The 18,864-nt window shown below is 63.4% G+C and carries 14 protein-coding genes and 1 tRNA gene; 3 read left to right on the top strand and 12 right to left on the bottom strand.

From position 1 onward, the window contains the following. Nucleotides 1-14 precede the first annotated feature (14 nt). From eno to A4H34_RS04255, 12 genes are all read right to left on the bottom strand, one after another. Complete coding sequence (gene eno, locus A4H34_RS04310; protein ID WP_009199492.1) at nucleotides 15-1,304, bottom strand: phosphopyruvate hydratase; 1,290 nt, start codon at nucleotides 1,302-1,304, stop codon at nucleotides 15-17. A 241-nt stretch (nucleotides 1,305-1,545) separates the two neighbouring features. Continuing rightward, nucleotides 1,546-2,067: a hypothetical protein gene (locus A4H34_RS04305; RefSeq protein ID WP_064231201.1), complete on the bottom strand. Its 522-nt coding sequence runs from the start codon at nucleotides 2,065-2,067 to the stop codon at nucleotides 1,546-1,548. Nucleotides 2,068-2,097: 30 nt separating this feature from the next. Beyond that, nucleotides 2,098-5,682, bottom strand: a complete 3,585-nt coding sequence (gene mfd, locus A4H34_RS04300) for a transcription-repair coupling factor (RefSeq protein WP_064231200.1) — start codon at nucleotides 5,680-5,682, stop codon at nucleotides 2,098-2,100. After that, complete coding sequence (gene pth / locus A4H34_RS04295; RefSeq protein WP_064231199.1) at nucleotides 5,679-6,254, bottom strand: aminoacyl-tRNA hydrolase; 576 nt, start codon at nucleotides 6,252-6,254, stop codon at nucleotides 5,679-5,681. The genes mfd and pth overlap by 4 nt, the downstream gene beginning before the upstream one ends. A 49-nt stretch (nucleotides 6,255-6,303) precedes the next feature. Next, on the bottom strand, nucleotides 6,304-6,906 hold the full coding sequence (locus A4H34_RS04290) for a 50S ribosomal protein L25/general stress protein Ctc (protein WP_009199496.1): 603 nt from the start codon (nucleotides 6,904-6,906) through the stop codon (nucleotides 6,304-6,306). 168 nt (nucleotides 6,907-7,074) lie between these two features. Then, nucleotides 7,075-8,433, bottom strand: coding sequence for a hypothetical protein (locus tag A4H34_RS04285; RefSeq protein WP_064231198.1), 1,359 nt, complete (start codon nucleotides 8,431-8,433; stop codon nucleotides 7,075-7,077). Between the two features lie 15 nt (nucleotides 8,434-8,448). Beyond that, a complete protein-coding gene (locus A4H34_RS04280; RefSeq protein ID WP_064231197.1) occupies nucleotides 8,449-11,064 on the bottom strand; it encodes a hypothetical protein in 2,616 nt (871 codons plus the stop codon). 375 nt (nucleotides 11,065-11,439) lie between these two features. Continuing rightward, on the bottom strand, nucleotides 11,440-11,730 hold the full coding sequence (locus A4H34_RS04275; RefSeq protein ID WP_009199500.1) for a WXG100 family type VII secretion target: 291 nt from the start codon (nucleotides 11,728-11,730) through the stop codon (nucleotides 11,440-11,442). Nucleotides 11,731-11,786: 56 nt separating this feature from the next. Then, nucleotides 11,787-12,128, bottom strand: a complete 342-nt coding sequence (locus A4H34_RS04270) for a hypothetical protein (RefSeq protein WP_138587179.1) — start codon at nucleotides 12,126-12,128, stop codon at nucleotides 11,787-11,789. 1,093 nt (nucleotides 12,129-13,221) lie between these two features. After that, nucleotides 13,222-14,202, bottom strand: a complete 981-nt coding sequence (locus A4H34_RS04265) for a ribose-phosphate diphosphokinase (protein ID WP_009199503.1) — start codon at nucleotides 14,200-14,202, stop codon at nucleotides 13,222-13,224. 11 nt (nucleotides 14,203-14,213) lie between these two features. Next, nucleotides 14,214-15,257 (bottom strand): bifunctional UDP-N-acetylglucosamine diphosphorylase/glucosamine-1-phosphate N-acetyltransferase GlmU, encoded by a 1,044-nt coding sequence (locus A4H34_RS04260; protein WP_269452283.1) that lies wholly within the window; start codon nucleotides 15,255-15,257, stop codon nucleotides 14,214-14,216. A gap of 100 nt (nucleotides 15,258-15,357) precedes the next feature. Beyond that, nucleotides 15,358-15,428: transfer RNA gene (locus A4H34_RS04255), tRNA-Gln, on the bottom strand. A 392-nt stretch (nucleotides 15,429-15,820) separates the two neighbouring features. Here A4H34_RS04255 and A4H34_RS04250 point away from each other — a divergent pair. From A4H34_RS04250 to A4H34_RS04240, 3 genes are all read left to right on the top strand, one after another. Further along, nucleotides 15,821-16,456 carry a TetR/AcrR family transcriptional regulator gene (locus A4H34_RS04250; protein WP_040322845.1) on the top strand — a complete coding sequence of 212 codons (636 nt, stop codon included), beginning with the start codon at nucleotides 15,821-15,823 and terminating at the stop codon, nucleotides 16,454-16,456. Nucleotides 16,457-16,880: 424 nt separating this feature from the next. Continuing rightward, nucleotides 16,881-17,876 (top strand): ABC transporter ATP-binding protein, encoded by a 996-nt coding sequence (locus A4H34_RS04245; RefSeq protein ID WP_009199507.1) that lies wholly within the window; start codon nucleotides 16,881-16,883, stop codon nucleotides 17,874-17,876. Beyond that, a complete protein-coding gene (locus tag A4H34_RS04240; RefSeq protein WP_009199508.1) occupies nucleotides 17,873-18,754 on the top strand; it encodes an ABC transporter permease in 882 nt (293 codons plus the stop codon). The genes A4H34_RS04245 and A4H34_RS04240 overlap by 4 nt, the downstream gene beginning before the upstream one ends. Nucleotides 18,755-18,864 lie beyond the last annotated feature (110 nt).

The raw sequence follows: 18,864 nt of genomic DNA, 5'->3' as shown, positions 1-18,864 counted from the left end.
GGCCCGCCGAGAGGTCAGCCCTTGTAGCGCGGGAAGGAGCCGCGGCCGGCGAAAACGGCGTTCTCGCCCAGCTGGTCCTCAATGCGCAGGAGCTGGTTGTACTTGTTGATCCGCTCGCCGCGAGCCGGGGCGCCGGTCTTGATCTGGCCGGCGTTGGTGGCCACGGACAGGTCGGCGATCGTCGTGTCCTCGGTCTCGCCGGAACGGTGAGAGGTCATCGTGCGGTAGCCGTTGCGATGGGCCATCTCGACCGCCTCGAGGGTCTCGGAGATCGTTCCGATCTGGTTGACCTTCACGAGGAGGGCGTTGGCCGCGCCCAGGTCAATGCCCTTGGCGAGGCGCTCGGGGTTGGTGACGAAGAAGTCGTCGCCGACGATCTGGACTTTGTCGCCAAGGACGTCGGTCAGGGCCTTCCACGCGTCCCACTCGTCCTCGGAGAGCGGGTCTTCGATGGAGACGAGCGGGTACTCGGCGACGAGCTTCTTGTAGTAGTCCACCATGAAGTCGGTGTCCTTGGCCCCGCCCTCGAAGGTGTACTTGCCGTCGGCGAAGAACTCCGAGGAGGCGACGTCGAGGGCGAGGCCGACCTCGGCGCCGGGCTTGAAGCCGGCCTTCTCAATGGCCTCGCAGATGAGGTCGAGCGCGGCGGCGTTCGACTCGAGGTTGGGGGCGAAGCCGCCCTCGTCGCCGAGGCCGGTGGCGAGGCCGCGCTCCTTGAGCACGGACTTGAGCGAGTGGTAGACCTCAGACCCCCAGCGCAGGGACTCCTTGAACGAGTCGGCGCCGTAGGGGGCGATCATGAACTCCTGGATGTCGACGTTCGAATCCGCGTGGGAGCCGCCGTTGAGGATGTTCATCATGGGGACGGGAAGGACATGGGCGTTCGGGCCGCCGAGGTACTGGTAAAGCGGCAGGCCCGCGGACTTGGCGGCGGCCTTGGCCACGGCGATGGACACGCCGAGGATGGCGTTGGCGCCGAGCTTGGCCTTGTTGGGCGTGCCGTCGAGGGCGATGAGGAAGCTGTCGATTCCGCGCTGGTCCTCGGCGTCGAAGGATTCGGCGATCTCGGGGCGAATGTCCTCGTTGACGGCCGCTACCGCGCCCTCAACTCCCTTGCCCAGGTAGCGGGCGGCGTCGCCGTCGCGGCGCTCGACGGCTTCGAATGCGCCGGTGGACGCGCCGGAGGGCACGCCGGCCCGGGCGCGGGTGCCGTCCTCGAGTTCAACCTCGACCTCGACGGTGGGATTTCCGCGGGAGTCAAGGATCTCGCGGGAGTAAAGATCAACAATGATGGCCACAGCCACTCCTAACTGTAGTGTGCGCGACGGCGATGCGAGCCGTCTCGGCTGGGAATAACCCTTTTTCTATTCTCCCGCAGAACGGGGCGCGGTGGCAGCCGAGGCCAGTTACTCATCTCTCATTTTGATCAGCGACGCCGAGCCGGGATGAGACGAATGGGACCTCGGGACTAAAGCCGCACCCGACGTCGTCGTCATCCGACGAATTCAAGCCGGCATTCGACGAATTCGGCGCGCAAAGCGCGGCCTATCCGCGTCGAAGGGTCAGGTACTCGGGAAGCTCGAGTCCCTTCTGTTTGTCTGCAACCCCGTATCGTTTGCTGTACTCGACCTTCATGTCGGCCAGTATGCCGCTTATCTCCTTTTGGAACGCAGGCTGCCCCGAAGTCAACGCTCGGGCCAAGCAGTACCTCTGGACGTCGGACGGAAGTTCAGACGACGTGTTCAGGCCCTTCTTGCACTGTCCCAGGATCTGGTCTTTCTGAGAGGCGTCGAGCTTCTCGCTCGCCTTGTCGACGGCCGGGCCGACGGCCGTGATCGTGACCCTGAACCCGAGAAGCCGGAACCGGCTGGAAAGGTCGACTCCCGAAGCGGTCAGCGACTTGCCCAGTCCGCTTTCCTTCAGCTGCTGCGCGAGTTCGTCGACGCTCTGCTCCGAAACCGGGCGGCCGTTGACGGTGGCAGCGGTTCCAGGCTTCGTGCATCCGGCGAGAGCCGTGCACGCTAGAGCGACGGCGGCGAACGCCTTTGCGGCCAGCTTGGTCTTCATCGGATCCTTTCCTCGATTCTGGACTATATGTTACCCGGAAGATCCGAGGGTCGCGACGAACACTGAATGAACGAGCATTCCCACCCAGTCGAGAAGGTCGTCGCCCTCCACGGCCGAGGATTCGCCCATGCGCTTCGAATCCCCCGGCGCGGGCACGAGCGCCACGCGCACAGCCGGTTTGAGAATCGCGCCCGGATAGAGCCTCTTGAGCCGAGCCTGCCGCGAATCGGGCAGATTGACCGGCGCCAGGCGAATGTTCTTTCCCATCATCGTCACCTCGGCCAGACCGGCTTCCTTGCACATTTCGCGCAACCCGGCGATGCGGAAAAGGCGCTCGGCCTGGGGCGGGATCTTGCCGTAACGGTCGATCATCTCCGCGCGGACAGCTTCGCGTTCGCCCTCCGAACCGGCCTCCGCTATCTTCGTGTAAATCTCCAGGCGCAGCCGCTCCGAGGAGACGTAATCTTCCGGAAGATATGCGTCCACGGGAAGTTCGATTCGGACGTCGACGTCGGCGTCTCCCTCCTCGGAAGCCTTCCCGCGCATTCTCGCCACCGCATCGGCGACCATTCGCACGTACAGGTCGAATCCGACTCCCGCGATGTGGCCGGATTGCTCGCCGCCGAGCATGTTGCCGGCGCCGCGGATCTCCAGATCGCGCATCGCCACCTGGATGCCCGAGCCCAGCTCGGCGTTGGCCGCGATCGTGCGCAGGCGTTCAAGGGCCGTTTCGGTCATCGCCTTGTCCGGGTTGTAGAGGAAATAGGCGTATGCTCGCTCGCGCCCGCGGCCCACGCGCCCGCGCAGCTGGTGAAGCTGGGAGAGCCCGAAGCGCTCGGCGTCCTCGACGATGAGCGTGTTCGCGTTGGAGATGTCCAGCCCGGTCTCGACGATCGTCGTGCAGACGAGGATGTCGATCTCCTTGTCCCAGAAGGCCTGGATGACCAGTTCGAGCTGGTGCTCGCTCATTTTCCCGTGGGCCACGCCGACCCGGGCCTCGGGCACAAGCTCGCCGATCTGCGCAGCGACCCGCGCCATATCGCCCGTGCGGTTGTGGACGTAGAAGATCTGCCCGTCGCGCAGCAGCTCGCGGCGTATCGCAGCCAGCACCTGCTTGTTGTCCTTCGGACCCACGTATGTGAGGACGGGATGGCGCTCCTCGGGCGGAGTGGCGAGCGTGGACATCTCGCGCACGCCCGTCACAGCCATCTCGAGCGTGCGCGGGATGGGCGTCGCGGACATCGAGAGGACGTCGACGTCTGGATAGAGCTGTTTGAGGGTTTCCTTGTGCTCGACCCCGAAACGCTGCTCCTCGTCGACCACCACGAGCCCGAGGTTCTTGAATCGCACGTTTCCGGTGAGAAGACGGTGGGTGCCGATGACGACGTCGACCGTGCCGTCGGCGAGCCCCCTGACGGTCTCGGCGGCCTCGCGTTCGGACTGGAAGCGCGAAAGCTGGGCCAGACGCACGGGAAAGCCCGAGTACCTCTCGCGGAAGGTCTCGTAATGCTGGGAGACGAGCAGCGTGGTGGGCACGAGGACGGCCGCCTGCTTGCCGTCTTGCACCGCCTTGAAAGCCGCGCGCAGGGCGATCTCGGTCTTGCCGTAGCCGACGTCGCCGGATATGAGCCGGTCCATCGGCGTCGGCTTTTCCATGTCCGCCTTGACTTCGTCGATGGTTTGGAGCTGGTCGGGCGTTTCGATGTAGGCGAAGGAATCTTCGAGCTCGCGCTGCCACGGGGTGTCGGGCGAGAACTGGAATCCCTTGGCGGCCTGCCTCGCGGCGTAAAGCCGCACGAGTTCCTGGGCGATCTGCTTGGTCGCCGCCCGCGCGCTGGCCTTGGTTTTGGCCCAGTCGCTTCCTCCCATTTTGTTGAGGGAGGGGGCCTCGCCGCCGGCGTACCGCGAGACCTGATCAAGGGAGTCCGTGGGGACCCAGAGCTGATCGGGCGGGGCGCCGCGGCGCGTGGAGGCGTATTCGAGGACGAGGTACTCGCGCTGGGTCTCGCGGCTCGCCCCGATCGAGCGTTTGGCCATTTTGACGAACCGGCCTACGCCATGGTGCTCGTGGACCACGTAGTCCCCGGGTTTGAGCGCCTGAAGATCGACGGCGTTCTTCCTGCGCGCGGGCATCCTGCGCATGTCGCGCGTCGACGAGCCGCCCCTGCCCGTGATGTCCGCCGCGGCGTAGAGCGCCAGGCGCTGGCCTTTCATCGTGAAGCCCGAGGCGATGGGCGCCGCGGTCACGTGGCACACGCCGGGTTCGAGCTCGGCAAGGTCCTCCGAGAATGTCGCGGGGACCCCAGCCTCCTCGAGCTGTTCGCGCATGCGGCGGCCCAGGCCCGCCCCTTCGACGGCGAGCGCCAAACGCCACCGCTCCCGGGCCTTCTCGGCGACGTCGGCGATCGCCTCGTCGACTTTCCCCATGAATTTCTTCGGTTCGGCGGCGTCGGCCTGGGAGCGTCCCTGGCCGTCGAAGAAGCCGGCGAGCGTCCACCATCCCATTCCACGCTTGTCCGCCGCCTCGCGCGTCTCGTCGAGATCGGCGAAGGAAGCCCTGTCGACGTCGACGGGCACGGCTCCGCCCGCAGCCGCCGAACTCCAGGCCGCGGAGAGAAACTCCTCCGTGGTCGCAATGAGGGAATCGGCGCGCTGGGAGATTCTTTCCGGCTCGACGAGCACGATCCGAGCTCCCTTCGGGATCGTGGCAACCACCGAAACCATGTCGACGAGCACGGGCGCGAGCGACTCCATCCCCTCGGGCGCGATGCCCTCCGCGATCTTGTCGAGCATGTCGACGGCGCCGGGGAGCTCCGCGACGAGTTCGCGGGCGCGGGCGCGGACGTCGGCGGTCAAAAGGATTTCCCGGCACGGGGGCGCGTACACTTCGTCCCTCGCTTCGAGCGATCGTTGGTCGGCAACGGAGAAGACGCGGATTTCTTCGACGTCGTCGCCGAAAAGCTCAATGCGCGAGGGCCTGGGGTCGGTGGGCGGAAAGATGTCGATGAGGCCTCCGCGAACGGCGAACTGTCCCCGGCCTTCTACCATGTCGACGCGGGAGTATGCCGCGTCGACGAGTGCGCGTTCGAGGGATTCGAGATCGACGACGTCGCCCATCCTGACCCGCACGGGCTTGAGCTCGCCCAGCCCCTCCGCAATCGGCTGCAAGAGCGCGCGAACGGGCATGACGAGCACGCGAAGGGGGGCGAAGGCCTCGGGATGGGCGAGCCGGCGCTGGGCGAGTATTCGACGCGCCACCGTGTCGGAACGCGGCGACAGCCTCTCATGCGGGAGCGTTTCCCAGGCGGGAAAGAGCTCCACCGTTTCTTCGGGAAGATAGGCGCGAAGCGCGCCGACCAGTTCGTCGGCCTCGCGGCCAGTCGGCGTGACGGCGACGACGAGGGGCGGCTCTGCGTGGCTTCGAGCGGCGTTCGACCCGTGCGGACCTTCAGGGGCGTGCGCGTCCCCCGGGCCGTGCGCACCTCCCATGAGTGCGAGAACCGGAGGGACAAGGCCGCGGGGCATCGCTAAGTCGCGATTGCCCTTTTGACCGAGAGCGGAGGAAATGGCAGGGTCGGCTGCGACGATTGGCAGGAGGGCGCTGAGCACGGTCACCTCGTGTGAAGCCTGAGCTGGGCGGCCTCGAGGCCGCTGAGAACGACGTCTTCGACGGCGTCGGCCGCCTCCGATATGAGGAGCGGAAGTTCCTTCGTCTGCGAGGAGGCAAAGGGTGAAAGAACGAAATCGGCGGGGTCCTGCCGCCCGGGCGGGCGTCCGATCCCGAATCTCAAGCGAATGTACTCTTTCGTCCCGAGGGCTTGAGTGATTGATTTGAGACCGTTGTGGCCTCCCTCTCCCCCGCCGCGTTTGAGACGGATCGTGCCGAAGGGAAGGTCCAGCTCGTCGTGGATGACGATGAGACTCTGGGGAGCGATCTTGAAATAGCCGAGAAGCGCCGCGACGGGGCCTCCGGATTCGTTCATGTACCGGGTCGTCACGGACAGGACGGCTCTGCGAGAAGGCGGGGGCCCCACGTGGCACTCGAGGCCGAGCGCCCCCGTGTTCTTCAGTCGTGAAAGCTTCCCGCGAGCGCGGGATGCGAGCTCGTCGATGACCATGTGCCCCGCGTTGTGGCGCGTGGCTGCGTACCGTGGGCCGGGATTTCCCAGGCCGACCGCTGCGAACACCTTGCCTCCAATGCGTGTGGCGCCCCGAGAGGCGCCACACGCTTGACAATCATTCGGCCGGGGCTTCTTCTGCGTCCGCCGCTTCCTCGGCGGCGGGAGCGTCTTCCTCGGCGGGGGAAGACGGAATCGCGATGACCACGACGATCGACTCGGGGTCGGTCTCGACCTCGACGCCGGCGGGGAAGGTCAAGTCCGCGACAGTGACGTTTTCGCCGTCCTTGCGGCCTTCGACGTCGACGACGATCGCCTCGGGGATCGCGGTGGCCGGGGCCTTGACCAGAACGTGCATGAGTTCGACGGTGTGGATCGTGCCGGGGAAGGACTCTCCGGTGACTTCGACGGGAACTTCGACGTCGACCTTTTCGCCCTGCTTGACGCGCAGAAGATCAAGGTGCTCGATGATGCGCGTCAAAGGGTTGCGCTGGAGCTCCTTGACGAGAACGAGCTGCTCCTTGCCCTCCAGCTCAATCGTGAGAATCGGGTTGGCCTGCCCTTTGGTGGCCAGGAAGATCTCGTGCGAATCAAAGGAAATGTGGACGGGATCGGAGCCGTGCCCATAGACGACGGCGGGCGTGCGGCCGTCGCGGCGAAGCTGGCGGGACGCGCCCTTTCCGAAGGACTTGCGGCGATCGACCTGGATTTTGTCTGACATGTGGCTCTCCTTTCGTGTGGCGCCCGAGAATTTCGAGCGCGTGCGGCCTCGATTCCGACGGCCGTGCACGAAGGCACACCCACCGCGTCGATAACGGAAAGACAAGTCTGCTTTCCCTCGCCGAGGCAACCTACGTATATTACCGCGCCGGGGAAGCGCCTGTCATCCTCAGGAGCCGTCGTCCGCAGAATCTTCGATGTCCCCGTCGAAGGCGGAATCCTCCGAGTCGGTCGCATCGGGGTCAGGGGCGGATGCCAGATCGCCGTCGGCGACCGCGCCATCCGCATCCGAGGAGGCGACGTCGCGCCAATCCTGGCCGTCCGAGTCCCGGCCGCCCAATGCGGCCGCACCTGAGTCGGAGACGCTCTCCGACGCGTCAGGGGCAAGAGGCGGCCAGTCGGGCGCCGAGCCGTCCAAGACGGAAGCCGACTCATCCGCGTCAGGGTCGTCGAAAGCCGCTGCCGACCCGTCTGCGGCCAGCGCGCCGCCCCCAGCCGCCCCGGAGGCGCCGGCGGCGTCCGTGTCGGAGCCGTCAAGGGCCTGCGGACCGGCAGCGGCGAGGGCCGGACCGTAAGGGCTTGAGCCGGAGGCCTCGCCCCGAGACGAGCCCGCCGCGATGGCCTTTGCGCGATTCGTGATGAGAGTGGCGGTGATCAGCCCGATGAAGACGAGAGCCATTCCGCCGACCACGCCCATGTTGGGCCCACCGGACTCTTCCTCAGCCGCGGCCTTGGGAGCCGACGATGGCATGACCGGAGTCTTCTTGGCGGTGTTCTTCGGGCGTTCGGTCGGCACCGGGCTGGCGGCTTCGGGGGCGATGGTCATGATTTGTCCCCCTATCTTCACGGTAGAAGTGGCCGAAGGAGCCGCTCCCGGCGGGAGGGGCCTTCCTTGGGCGTCTACCGCAACGCCCTGCTGCGCGCCAGGCTGCCCCTGCTGTTGAGCGCCGCCTCCGGGCTGCTGGCCTCCGCCGTTGTTGCCTCCCTGGCCGTTGCCTTGGTTGCCGCCTTGGCCGTTGCCCTGGTTGCCATTTTGGCCGTTGCCCTGGTTGCTGCCGCCGTTGCCGCCCGGTTGCCCGCCGCCTCCGCCTTGCCCTTGGGCGGCAACCACAGTGAAATCGGAGTCTCCCCGGCAGGTGATCTGTCGAGACCCGCCGTCCGGATCGGCTGCCGTTGCGTTGAAGCGCAGCCAATGCGCTCCGGGGGCGACATTGGCGGGAAGGACGACGGACCCCGAGACTTTCCCAGAAGAGGGAACTTTCTTATGCAGAATGGACTTTCCCGGAAGACTGCTGTCCCAGTGGGTCGCACCGTCGTCAAGCTGGACGTAGACGGTCGCGCCCGCCGGGAAACCGGTCGCCGTGAAGGAAACCTGCTGACCCGCCTGGACCGTCTTCGTCGTCACGGACGCCTCGGTTCCCGGGGAGTCGTCCGGAAGGGCATGGGCGCCCGCGTCGACCAGCATGGCGAGCATAAAGCCCATGAGGATGGCAAGCGCAGGCTTCAGGCCTCTGCGCGAAGCAATCATGACTACTCCTCGCTTTCACTTGCCTTGACGCCGCGAAGCGATGAGGGACGTTGCGACGACCGTCACGGAAATGGCTGCTCCGCCGAGCATCCATGGCCATATCGGCTGACTGTCGTCCCCCTCGGCTTTCGGAGGGATGCGGGCCGGGCCGTCGGCCTTGGTCGGCGTCGGAGAAGGCGACGGGGACTTCTTGACGTTGCCGACGTCGAGGTCGGTCCATCCGATGAGCGCCCCGGTGGAATCCATCAACGCGAACTTGTAGGAGCCGTCGGGAAGAGTGGATGTGTCGACTCGAATCTTTCCTTCTTTGTCGATCTGCATCCACCCGAGCGGGCTGCCCTGAGGGTAGAGGTAGAGGAAGACCCATTCGCCCGGCTGACGTCCGGCTGGCGCAAGTACCAAGATCTTGCCTTCCATCTGCTTTCCGATGTTTCCGGCGTTCTGGAGCGTCAAGCCCTTGATGTTTGGAACAGGGGGAAGCGGCGAGAAGTCGGGCTTCGGGAAGAACGGCTGGGCCGGCTTCTGCGGCTGCTGACCGGCGATTGCCCTTTGAATGACATACCTTCCGGGTATGATCGACTGACGCGTGCCCGATTGGACCGAACGCCTCACGATCGTGGAGCCGCCCGTCCTGCCCTGCTGTCCGCCGCCGTTCCCTTGATTTCCGCCCGGGGGTTGGTTGCCGCGGTTACTCGGCGGCTGATTCCCGCTGGGCGGCCGGTTCTCGCCGCCGGGAGGCTGATTCCCGCCGGGAGGATTGGTCGGGTTGTCCGGTTTCTTGGGGCCTTCGAACGTCGTCCATCCCAGGAGGGCGCCGAAGTCTTCGCCGGGCTTGCCGGATTGCGCCGTGATCTTCATGGCGCCATTGGGAAGGGACACGTCTTTGGGCAGACCGAGGACCTTGCCGTCCTTGTCCGTCTCAAACCACCTGGCGCCCCAGGGCTGGCGAGGATTTCCGTCCTTGTCGTAGGCATTCAGGAAAACCCAGGTCTTCTTGTCAGTGGCGTTCTGGCCGCCCTTGTGGTTGTCTTTGCCTCCCTCGGCCTTGGCCTTCGGAACAGTGACGACGAGCCGACCGTCTCTGCCGCGCTTAACGGTCATCCCCTGTTTGTTGTCGTTATTAAGATCCTCGTTCGCCTCGACCGGCTCGGGCGTGCCGCTCGGTTGGTATTCTCCGACGTCGAATTCCTCGGACTCGATCTTCCGGTCCGCGTCGCCCGGCTTGATTGTGTTCCCGGTGACGAACGTGAAACGGTGCTTGCCTTCCGGGAGGACGGGATCGCTCCCGCCCTTGCCTCCGCGAACCGCTTTCTCGTCGGTTCCGTCGGGCAGCGGGATCTCGGCCGTCCAGTCGCCGGTCTTGGAGTCCGCGTTTTCCACGATTGCCCAGACCGTCGCGTCGCTGCCGCCCTGCGGCACATTAAGGCGCTTGTATTTTCCGTCGTCGATCTTGACCGCGATCTTCGAGGCACCCTGGCCGTCCTGCGGGTGGCACCACCCTTTGCCGCTGACCTTTACGGTGCCGCCCAGGTGCACCTTGGCGTTCTCCACTTTGACAGTCGGTTCCCCGACCGACGTGCACCTGGTTGGCTCAAGGACCGTCAACTGTTCGGAGGTCATTGACCGTTTGACGTCTTTCGTGTCCGATTGCCCCGAGAGCAGAGAAACGGTGAAGTACTGACCCTCTTTCACGTTCTTGGGAACGTCGATCTCGACTTCGAAGTCGCCATTGGGCTTGATGACCTTGACGTTCGTGTCTTTCTCCGGGTTCTCTTGGGCGACAAGTGCCCAAACGGTTTTGTCGCCGTTAACCGAAGGAAGGTCGATGGCCTTGGCCCGCTCGTAGGGTTTGTTCTCACCCTCATTGATTTTGACGAAGACCGTGGACGGGCCGTTCCCCGCTGAGTTCTTCCAACCGGTCCCTTTGATGTGGAACTTCGCACCCGCGTCCGACTTGATTTCCTTCTCAACCCAAGCTTTGGCACCCGACGAGTCCGCCAGATCAACGTGTGGCCACGCCGGCGGAGTGGCGCTAGAGGGCGTATTGTTCGGCTGGTTCTGGGGCGCGGCTTCCTTGGGTGCAGGCGCCTGAGGAGCCTCCTTAGGCGCGGGCGCCTGTGGATTCGGATTGGGCTTTCCCGCCTCGGCGCCGTACACGAACGCGGCGCTCGATTGCCGCACGACGTCGCCTTGAAAAGCTGAGCCGCTCGAGAACTGGACCGTGTGCTTGCCCTCTTTCAGCTGGCCCAAAGTCTCCGCAGAAATGGTCGCGGTCCAGTTTCCGGACGCATCCGCCTTGACCATCGCCAAGACGCCCTTGTCGGTCTCGACCTTTCCATTGGCAGGATTCTTGACAGCGGATTTCGCTTTGAGGCCCCCGTTGTCAATCTTGACGGCGACGAGCGAGCCTTCCTTCTTCTCCTGATTCATCCAGCCCGTGCCGCTGACCGTCAGTGGTTGGCCGACGGCGACACGATCCGGCGCGCTGTAACCAGCCCCGTCGGGCGTGCTGCCGCTGTTGGCTCCGGCGGGAGCCGCGACGAACACACTTGCGTAGGCCAGCAGCAGAACCGCGAGCAGGCTCAGACCACGCGAAACGGACAGAGCAGCAAAGGTTTCGTTCCTTCTCATAGCGTGTCCTCAGAAATACAGATCGAAAAATTGTGGAGACATTGTGGAGTCTAGTCTCGTCGGCGTCGCATGACGACGTCGTCCACAAGGTGGATGTGAAAGGAAGTCCTCGGCGGGCACCGAAACGAGCCATTTGACTAAATACGTGTGCTTGCCTTCATATCCCTTCCGATTCCGCAAAGTCGAATTCGCGGCGGTGAGGCCTCGGAAACGACGTTGTGAACCGTCGCAACGAAAAGAGCGGCAAGCGTGAGAAGACCTGGAATGCTATCGAAATCCATAGAGTGACGAGTGCTGCGAAAACCTCGGATTACGACAAAAGCTGTGTAGGCGGCCGTATTGAGCCGCCTACACAGCTTTTATCGACATGCGGTCTTAGGCGCCGAAACGGCGAGCATTGCTGCTGTCCGTTCCCTGCATGTTCGTAACAGATCCGTCAAGCACGAGGCCGAGGGCGTCCGTAGCCTGGACCATGACGTCGCAGTCCTTCATCCAGCTCATAAAGATCGTGTGGAAGGCTTCTGCCGCCTGACCGCCGAGCCTTTCGCGGATGATGCCCTCGATCCGGTTGCCCATCGTCTCGGTCTCCTCGCGCACCTTCTGCGCATGGGACTTGATGTCGGCAACGCCTGCCTGCATGAGGGGGTAGTTGTAGAGAATGGTCATGAGTGTGGTTGTCCTTTCCTAATTTCGCCTAGATAAATATCGTCTTGAGAATCAGCCTAGACAGCGGAACTTCCGCCACCCATGAGCGAGTCCAAGCCGAGGTTCTTGTAGCTCTGAGCCTCGTCGATGTCGGCCTGCTCGGAAGTGGAGCCCGTGCTCTTCGTCTCCTGGCTGTAAACGCCAAGCTTCTGGAAGAGCCTGTTGCTGGCCTCCTCGAGAGCGTTGAAAGCGGCGGTGAAGGCCTGGGCCGCTCCGCCCTGGAACTGAACGTTGCCCCGCAGCTCCGTCGTCTTGCCGTTGATGGCCGACTTGTGCGCGTTGAGGCTGCTCATGTTCTCGTCCAAGATGGAGGAAATCTGAAGATTCGCACCATCTACATCCTTAAACTCCTGTGACATGAAAAGTACCTTCCTCTGTATGTGAAACCATGGACCCTTGACCATGGAACCCTTTGCCGGGCCTGCAGCTAGCCTACAACGAACTTTGTCCACACCACCAGAGCGGGTTTCCTCCCGAGGTGTGTCGTTAAAACTAATAGCGTGTTGTTTAGTTTTTATGCATTTATATATGTAATCAGCATATTTTAACTTTGTAACCAAGATAAGTATATTTAAATGCTTTAAATTACATTTGGTTATGCGGACAAAATCGTCTTGCGAGCGTTCACAACGGCAAGCAGGGCGCTTCGTCGCGCCTCCCCGTTTCTCCTTCAACAATGGCAGTTTTATGCCGAAATGACATGCGCTTCCCACTCCCCATCCTCGGTTGAGGTCGATTTGGCGACGAACTTACCTTGCAAAGAGGGCGCACACAGGACCGATCGCAAAGAAAAGAAGGCATACAAGATAAGGTGTGATTCCTTTCGCGCTTTCGCACCTCACGCAAGCAGATGCCACACCGGCCGAAACGAGGACGACACACAACTGGCAGAGACAAGAAGAACGACATTCGGGCCAAGCCTCCGGACAATCGCCCGCCATCCGCCGAAGATCCATTTGACGTGGCGCATAAATATCACCTTCATGCCACTGTTGTACGCCAGAATCGTTTGAAACAGGAGTATCTGGGACGAAAGCAGGGTTTTGAGCAAATACACCTTAAACCGACGTTATCCAGAGATACCGATGGTAACCATTTTTAATAGGTTTTGATCTCTTCATTTGAGTTTGAATGTTTATATCAGGTTTATATGCGAAAAGAAGCTGTTTATCGATATGCCCCACAAAGTATCAATGATGGATAGCTCTCCCCGATTGATCTCCGTTTTATCGCCGAATGGCCAAAGAATCCGCGGAATGCGAAGGAAAACTCGGGTTGGTCAAAGATAACTGCGAGTTTCTCGAAAACCAGAGCAAACTTCGGATGCGTATGTCACATCAACCTGCCATTGACGCCAACCGAGAGTCCTCGTCCGGACGGGCGGCGATGTTTCGCGCCAGTTTCCGCCCTAGACTCCGCCGAAATCAGGCGGAAGCACGGGCGCGAGCCGGGTCAGTATGCACCGTCGAAGAGGCTCGTGACTGATCCGTCCTCGAAGACTTCGTCGATGGCGCGGGCCAGAACCGGAGCGATTGGAAGCACCGTCATGGCCGGAAAGCGCTTTTCCGGGCCGATGGGGAGCGTGTCCGTGACGACGAGCTCGCGCAGCCCCGATTCGCGCAGACGCTGGGTCGCAGGATCAGAGAGCACCCCGTGGGTGGCGGCGACGATGACGTCCTTGGCCCCCGCTTCCAGCACGATGCGCACCGCGCCGCAGATCGTTCCGGCCGTGTCGATGAGATCGTCGACGATCACGGCGGTGCGTCCGGAGACGTCGCCGACCACGCGGTTCGCCGTCGCCTGATTGGGGCGAGTGAGGTCGCGGGTCTTGTGCACGAACGCGAGAGGCACGCCCCCGAGCCGATTGCCCCACTGCTCGGCCACCTTGATCCGGCCGGCGTCGGGAGAGACGACCACGGCACTGCCGACGTCAATGCGTCCGCGAACGTATTCAACCAGGGTCGGCATCGCCCACAGGTGGTCGACGGGGCCGTCGAAGAAACCCTGCGACTGCGCGGCATGCAGGTCTACGGACATGATGCGGTCGGCGCCGGCCGTCCTGAATAGGTCGGCCACGAGGCGGGCGGAGATCGGCTCGCGCCCCTTGTGCTTCTTGTCCTGGCGGGCGTACGGATAGTAGGGGGCGACGGCGGTGATTCGCTTGGCCGAGGCCCGCTTGGCGGCGTCGACCATGATGAGCTGCTCCATGAGCCACGTGTTGATGGGGTCGGCGTGGGACTGGAGGGTGAACACATCGGCGCCGCGCACCGACTCCTCGAAACGGACATATATCTCAGAGTTGGCGAAATCGTAGGCGGTGACCGGCAAGAGGTCGATTCCCAGTTCGTCCGCGACTTCCCTCGCCAACGCCGGATGCGCCCGGCCGCTTACGAGAACGAGGCGTTTGTCGTTCGCCATCCGCATTCCGGTCATAGTTTCCCTCGCTATTCGGAAACGCCGGCGGCCCTCGCGCCCCCGGTCAGCACTGTATAGGGCGGAAGCGCGGTTCCCGCCTCCACGGCCGCGTCGCGAACCACGACGTGGCGCGCATCGACCCCCTCGCCCACGAGGGCGTTGGTGAACTCGCCCGGGCCCACGAGGGCGCCCTTCGCGATCGACGTCGTCCCGTACAGCCCCGTTCCGGGCAGGATCCGGCAGTCCGGCGCCAAGGCGACGGTCACGTCGATCGAAGTGGTCGCGGGATCGACGATCGCCGCCCCGGAGCGCATCCACGCCTCCAGGGTCCTCCGATTCATCTGCTCCCGCAGAGCCGCCAGCTGGACGAGGTCGTTGCACCCTTCGACGAGCCACGAGTCCTCGACGACGTACGAGCCGACGCCTGCGCCGGATTCGTAGGCCTTCGCCACGACGTCGGTCAGGTACATCTCGCCCTGCGCGTTCTCGGTGTCGAGGCCGCCGATGGCCCCGCGGAGGAAGTCGGCGTCGAAAACATACGTGGACGTATTGATCTCGGCGATTTCACGTTGTTCCTGCGTCGCGTCCTTGTGCTCGACGACGCCGGCGACTGTCCCTTCAGCGTCGCGGACGATCCTGCCGTAGCCTGTGGGGTCGGGCACGACGGCGGTCAGAACCGTGACCGCATTGCCTTCGTGCCGCCCCAGAAGGCGCAACAAGACGTCGGCCGAAAGCAGGGGCGTGTCCCCCGCAGTCACGACGACCGGCCCTGAAAGATCCGCCGGAAGGGCGCGCAAGCCGCACCAGAGGGCTCTGCCCGTGCCCTTGATCTCGTCCTGGTCGGCAATCGTGATTCCGGGGTCGCATTCGGCGGCGTGTGCGGCGACGCGGTCGCGTTCGTGGCGCACGACGACGGCGATGTGATCGGGGGCAAGCCCCCGCGCCGCGAAGATCGCGTGGCCGAGGAGCGTGCGGCCGCACATGGGATGGAGGACTTTGGGGATCTCGGATTTCATCCTGGTGCCCTGACCGGCGGCCAGAATGACGACGGCGGCCGGATGCGGTCTGCTCACAGTAGGCCCCTTCCTGTGGTCATGGACCAAGTTTAACCGCTGCCTGAAGGTTTCGCCTATGCCGTCCGCGCGCAGCGGCTCCGGCTGCACGCCGCATCCGCTCCGCCCCCAGGATTCGAACCCGGACAAAAGGTTCCAAAGACCTCTGTGCTGCCATTACACCAGGGCGGATCACCCGGACGATTGTATAGGCGCGTCCGAGAAAAGTCATCCCAAAGTCGGAAAGCCATCCGAGAGTCAAGCCGAGGACGTCTGGGCTGGCATCTCGCTGTTCACCGGAAGCGAAGCTCTTTCCTTTGAGCGAAACGATATGTTGAAGGTTCGGCCTCAGCGAGCCGCCTTCGCCAGCGGTCGAGGCCAAGCCCCGCCCGGCTCGGCCTTTCCCTCCACGATGCGCGAAATGGCGGGCATTTGGCGGAGCAGACGAGCCCGCGCATCCACACGTTGAAAAGCAGGCTTTTTTACGGTCGCACGATCCATTCGGCGTCCAAGCGGAGTGGCAATGGGGAGAGATCCTCCTTCGGACTGAAGTAAACAGCCGCTTTTACTGCAATAATTGACACATGAGCGCAAATTCTTCTTCGTCACCCCGGCGCGTGCGGATGTCCCGAGCCGAGCGCCGTGAACAGCTGATCCGCGTAGCCCGCCAGCTCTTTGGAACTCGAGGCTATGATGCCGTCTCCGTCGAAGAAATCGCGAGTGCGGCAGGCGTCTCCAAGCCCATCGTCTACGAGCATTTCGGAGGGAAGGAAGGTCTCTATCAGGTTATCGTCGACCGCGAAGTGAAGGCTCTTTCCGACATTCTGCGGTCCCAGATGCGTCCCGAGCACAGCGCGCGAGCAGTCCTTGAAGGAATCGTCGTCACCCTTCTCGACTTCATCGAGGAAAACGCCGACGGATTCCATCTGCTCGCCCACCAGTCGCCAACTGCTGTCAGGAGCGAGACCTTCGAGACCGTCATGGCAGACATCGCAGACCAGGTCACCATTTTCCTCGCCCCGCTTCTGGAGAAGCAGGGACTCGACCCTGCGTCGGCGCCCGTCTACGGGCAGATCCTCGCCGGCGGCGTCGGACAGATAGGCCAGTGGTGGAGCGAGAACATGCAGGTCGATAAGAAACTCGTCGCCGCCCAGGTGACGAACCTGCTTTACCTCGGCCTCCGAGGCATGGAAAAGGATCCACAGCTCCAGACACGCTGAGGCGCAACTCAGCCCCTTTTAGGAAGGTCGAGCGTCCGTCGATGGCAGCCTGACTGCCGGTCGGCGGACGCTTTCTCGTTCTTCTCGCTTCCTCGCCGCCCGATCCGCACTTCTCCTCGCCGCCCGATCCGCACTCTTTCGTCGCTGCCCAAAAGAGCTTCGTCTACAAAGAACTTCGTCTGCCTCGCCCGCCCCGTTTTTCGACACGACCCCTTTTCCCCGGCACGACCCCTTTTCCCCGGCACGATCCCTTTTTCCCAGCACGATCCCTTGCCCCGCTTCTCAGCGCATGCGCCACTTTCCCCGCTTTCGGCACGGGCACTCGCACAGACGCTCCCCCTCCCGTATTCCGGCGGCAAACCTTGCGCCGAACAAGAGGCGAATAAGGCGTGCCCCTCGCCGATCATTGTGGTAGACATGAAACATGCTGGAAGTTCAGGATCTCAATAAGTCCTTCGGGACGTTGCAAGCGTTGAAGGGCCTCAGCCTCAGAGTCCAGCCTGGTGAGATATTTGGTTTCGTCGGATCGAACGGCGCAGGCAAGACAACCGCGATGCGGATTATGCTGGGGGTGCTCTCCACCGACTCAGGCCGGGTTTCATGGAACGGCAAGGAGGTCGACGACGACGTCCGCCGCAAGATCGGCTACATGCCGGAGGAGCGCGGCCTCTACCCCAAAATGCAAGTGGGGAGGCAACTGGAGTATTTCGCGCGGCTCCACGGGCTCGGCAAAGCCGAGGCAACGCGGGCGACGGAACAATGGACCGATAGGCTGGGAGTCGCAGGCAGGCGAAACGACAACGTGCAAAAGCTCTCCCTCGGCAACCAGCAGCGCGTCCAGCTGGCGGCGGCCCTCGTCCACGATCCCATCATCCTCGTTCTCGACGAGCCGTTTTCCGGCCTCGATCCGGTGGCGGTCGACGTCATGAGCCAGGTCCTCAAAGACAAGGCGAAATCGGGCGTTCCCGTCATCTTCTCTTCCCACCAACTCGATCTCGTCGAACGGTTGTGCGACCGCGTCGGCATCGTCTCCCGCGGCTCGATCGTGGCAGAGGGCACAATCCACGAGCTGCGCAACGCGGGCAAGCCGCAGATTGCGTTGGCCGTTTCGGCAGGCCCCGACAGGGTTCACGCCGCTTTGGCCTCGGCCGGCGTCAAGCCGCAGCCCGATCCCCTCGAGGGAACGTCCGATGCCCCCAGCGCAGACGGATTGACCCGCGTGATCGTCGACGCCGAAGAAATCGACGACCAGGCGCTGCTCCGGGCCGCACTGTCCGCCGGGCCGGTCCACGAATTCGCACCCCGGCGTCCCCACCTCGCCGATCTGTTCAAGGACGTGGTGGTCGCCGCGCAACCCGAGGAACCCACGCAAAAGGGCCGACGAGGCATCTTCGGCCGCAGGAAGGATACAGCCCGATGATTCTTTCCCTCATCTTCAAACGCGAGTTCACGAGGCTGTTGGGGTCGAAGGCCATACAGGTTTCCACCGGCATCGTCGTGGCCCTCATGTTCATCGGCGGGGCGATCGGCGGATACTTCCTCAGAAAGAACGGCGTCGACACCACGCCCCCAGAAGTCACGGGAAACGGTGCGGACGGCAACCCCTTCGGCTTCGCGATGGGCTCTCTCGGCAACTCCCTCCTGATGGTCATGCTCTTCACCGGCATCGGCGTCCTGGGGGCCGGCGTCGTCGAAGAGAAGGCCAGCCGAGTGGTGGAAATCCTTCTCACCACGGTCAAACCGCGCGTCCTCCTGCTTGGGAAAATCCTCGGCATCGGCGCGGGAATGCTCGTGGTCTTCGCCGCCTATATGGTGGGAATCGTCGGAGGACTCGGCTTGGCGGGGCTGCTGCCCGACCTTGGAACGCTTGGAAAGCTCGGAGTCTGGACGTTCTTGCCGACGTTCCTCGCATGGATCGTCGTCGGCTATCTGACGGCTTCGGGGCTCACGGGAGCCTTGGCTTCGACCGTATCGCGCCAAGAAGACCTCGGCGGGGTTCAGACGCCCATTATTTTCGGGCTGACGATACCCATATACACGGCTATGTACTACATCCCGACCCAACCGGATTCGACGGCCAGCGAGGTCATGTCGTTCATTCCCTTCGTCTCTCCGCCGACCATGATCATGCGGACGGCGCTCGGCGGCGTGCCCGCCTGGCAGCAGCTGGTCGCTTTCGCCGTCAACATCGCCTTTATTCCTCTCCTCGCCGCACTCGCGGGGAAGATCTACGAGAACTCGATCCTGCGCACGGGCGAACGGGTCAAGATCGTCAAGGCCCTGCGAGGCTCGAACTGAATCTGCGAGGCTCGAACTGAAATGGGCGAACGCGAACCAAGCCGATCGAGCTGAGGCGAACGAACCGAGGCGGCTCGAACCGCCGAAGAAAATGCAGAAGGGGGAAGGCC

The sequence above is a fragment of the Peptidiphaga gingivicola genome, assembly GCF_001652275.1.
In the GTDB taxonomy this organism is placed as follows: domain Bacteria; phylum Actinomycetota; class Actinomycetes; order Actinomycetales; family Actinomycetaceae; genus Peptidiphaga; species Peptidiphaga gingivicola.
The sequence above is the reverse complement of the archived record's forward strand: the minus strand, read 5'-3'. Positions and strand labels throughout refer to the sequence as shown.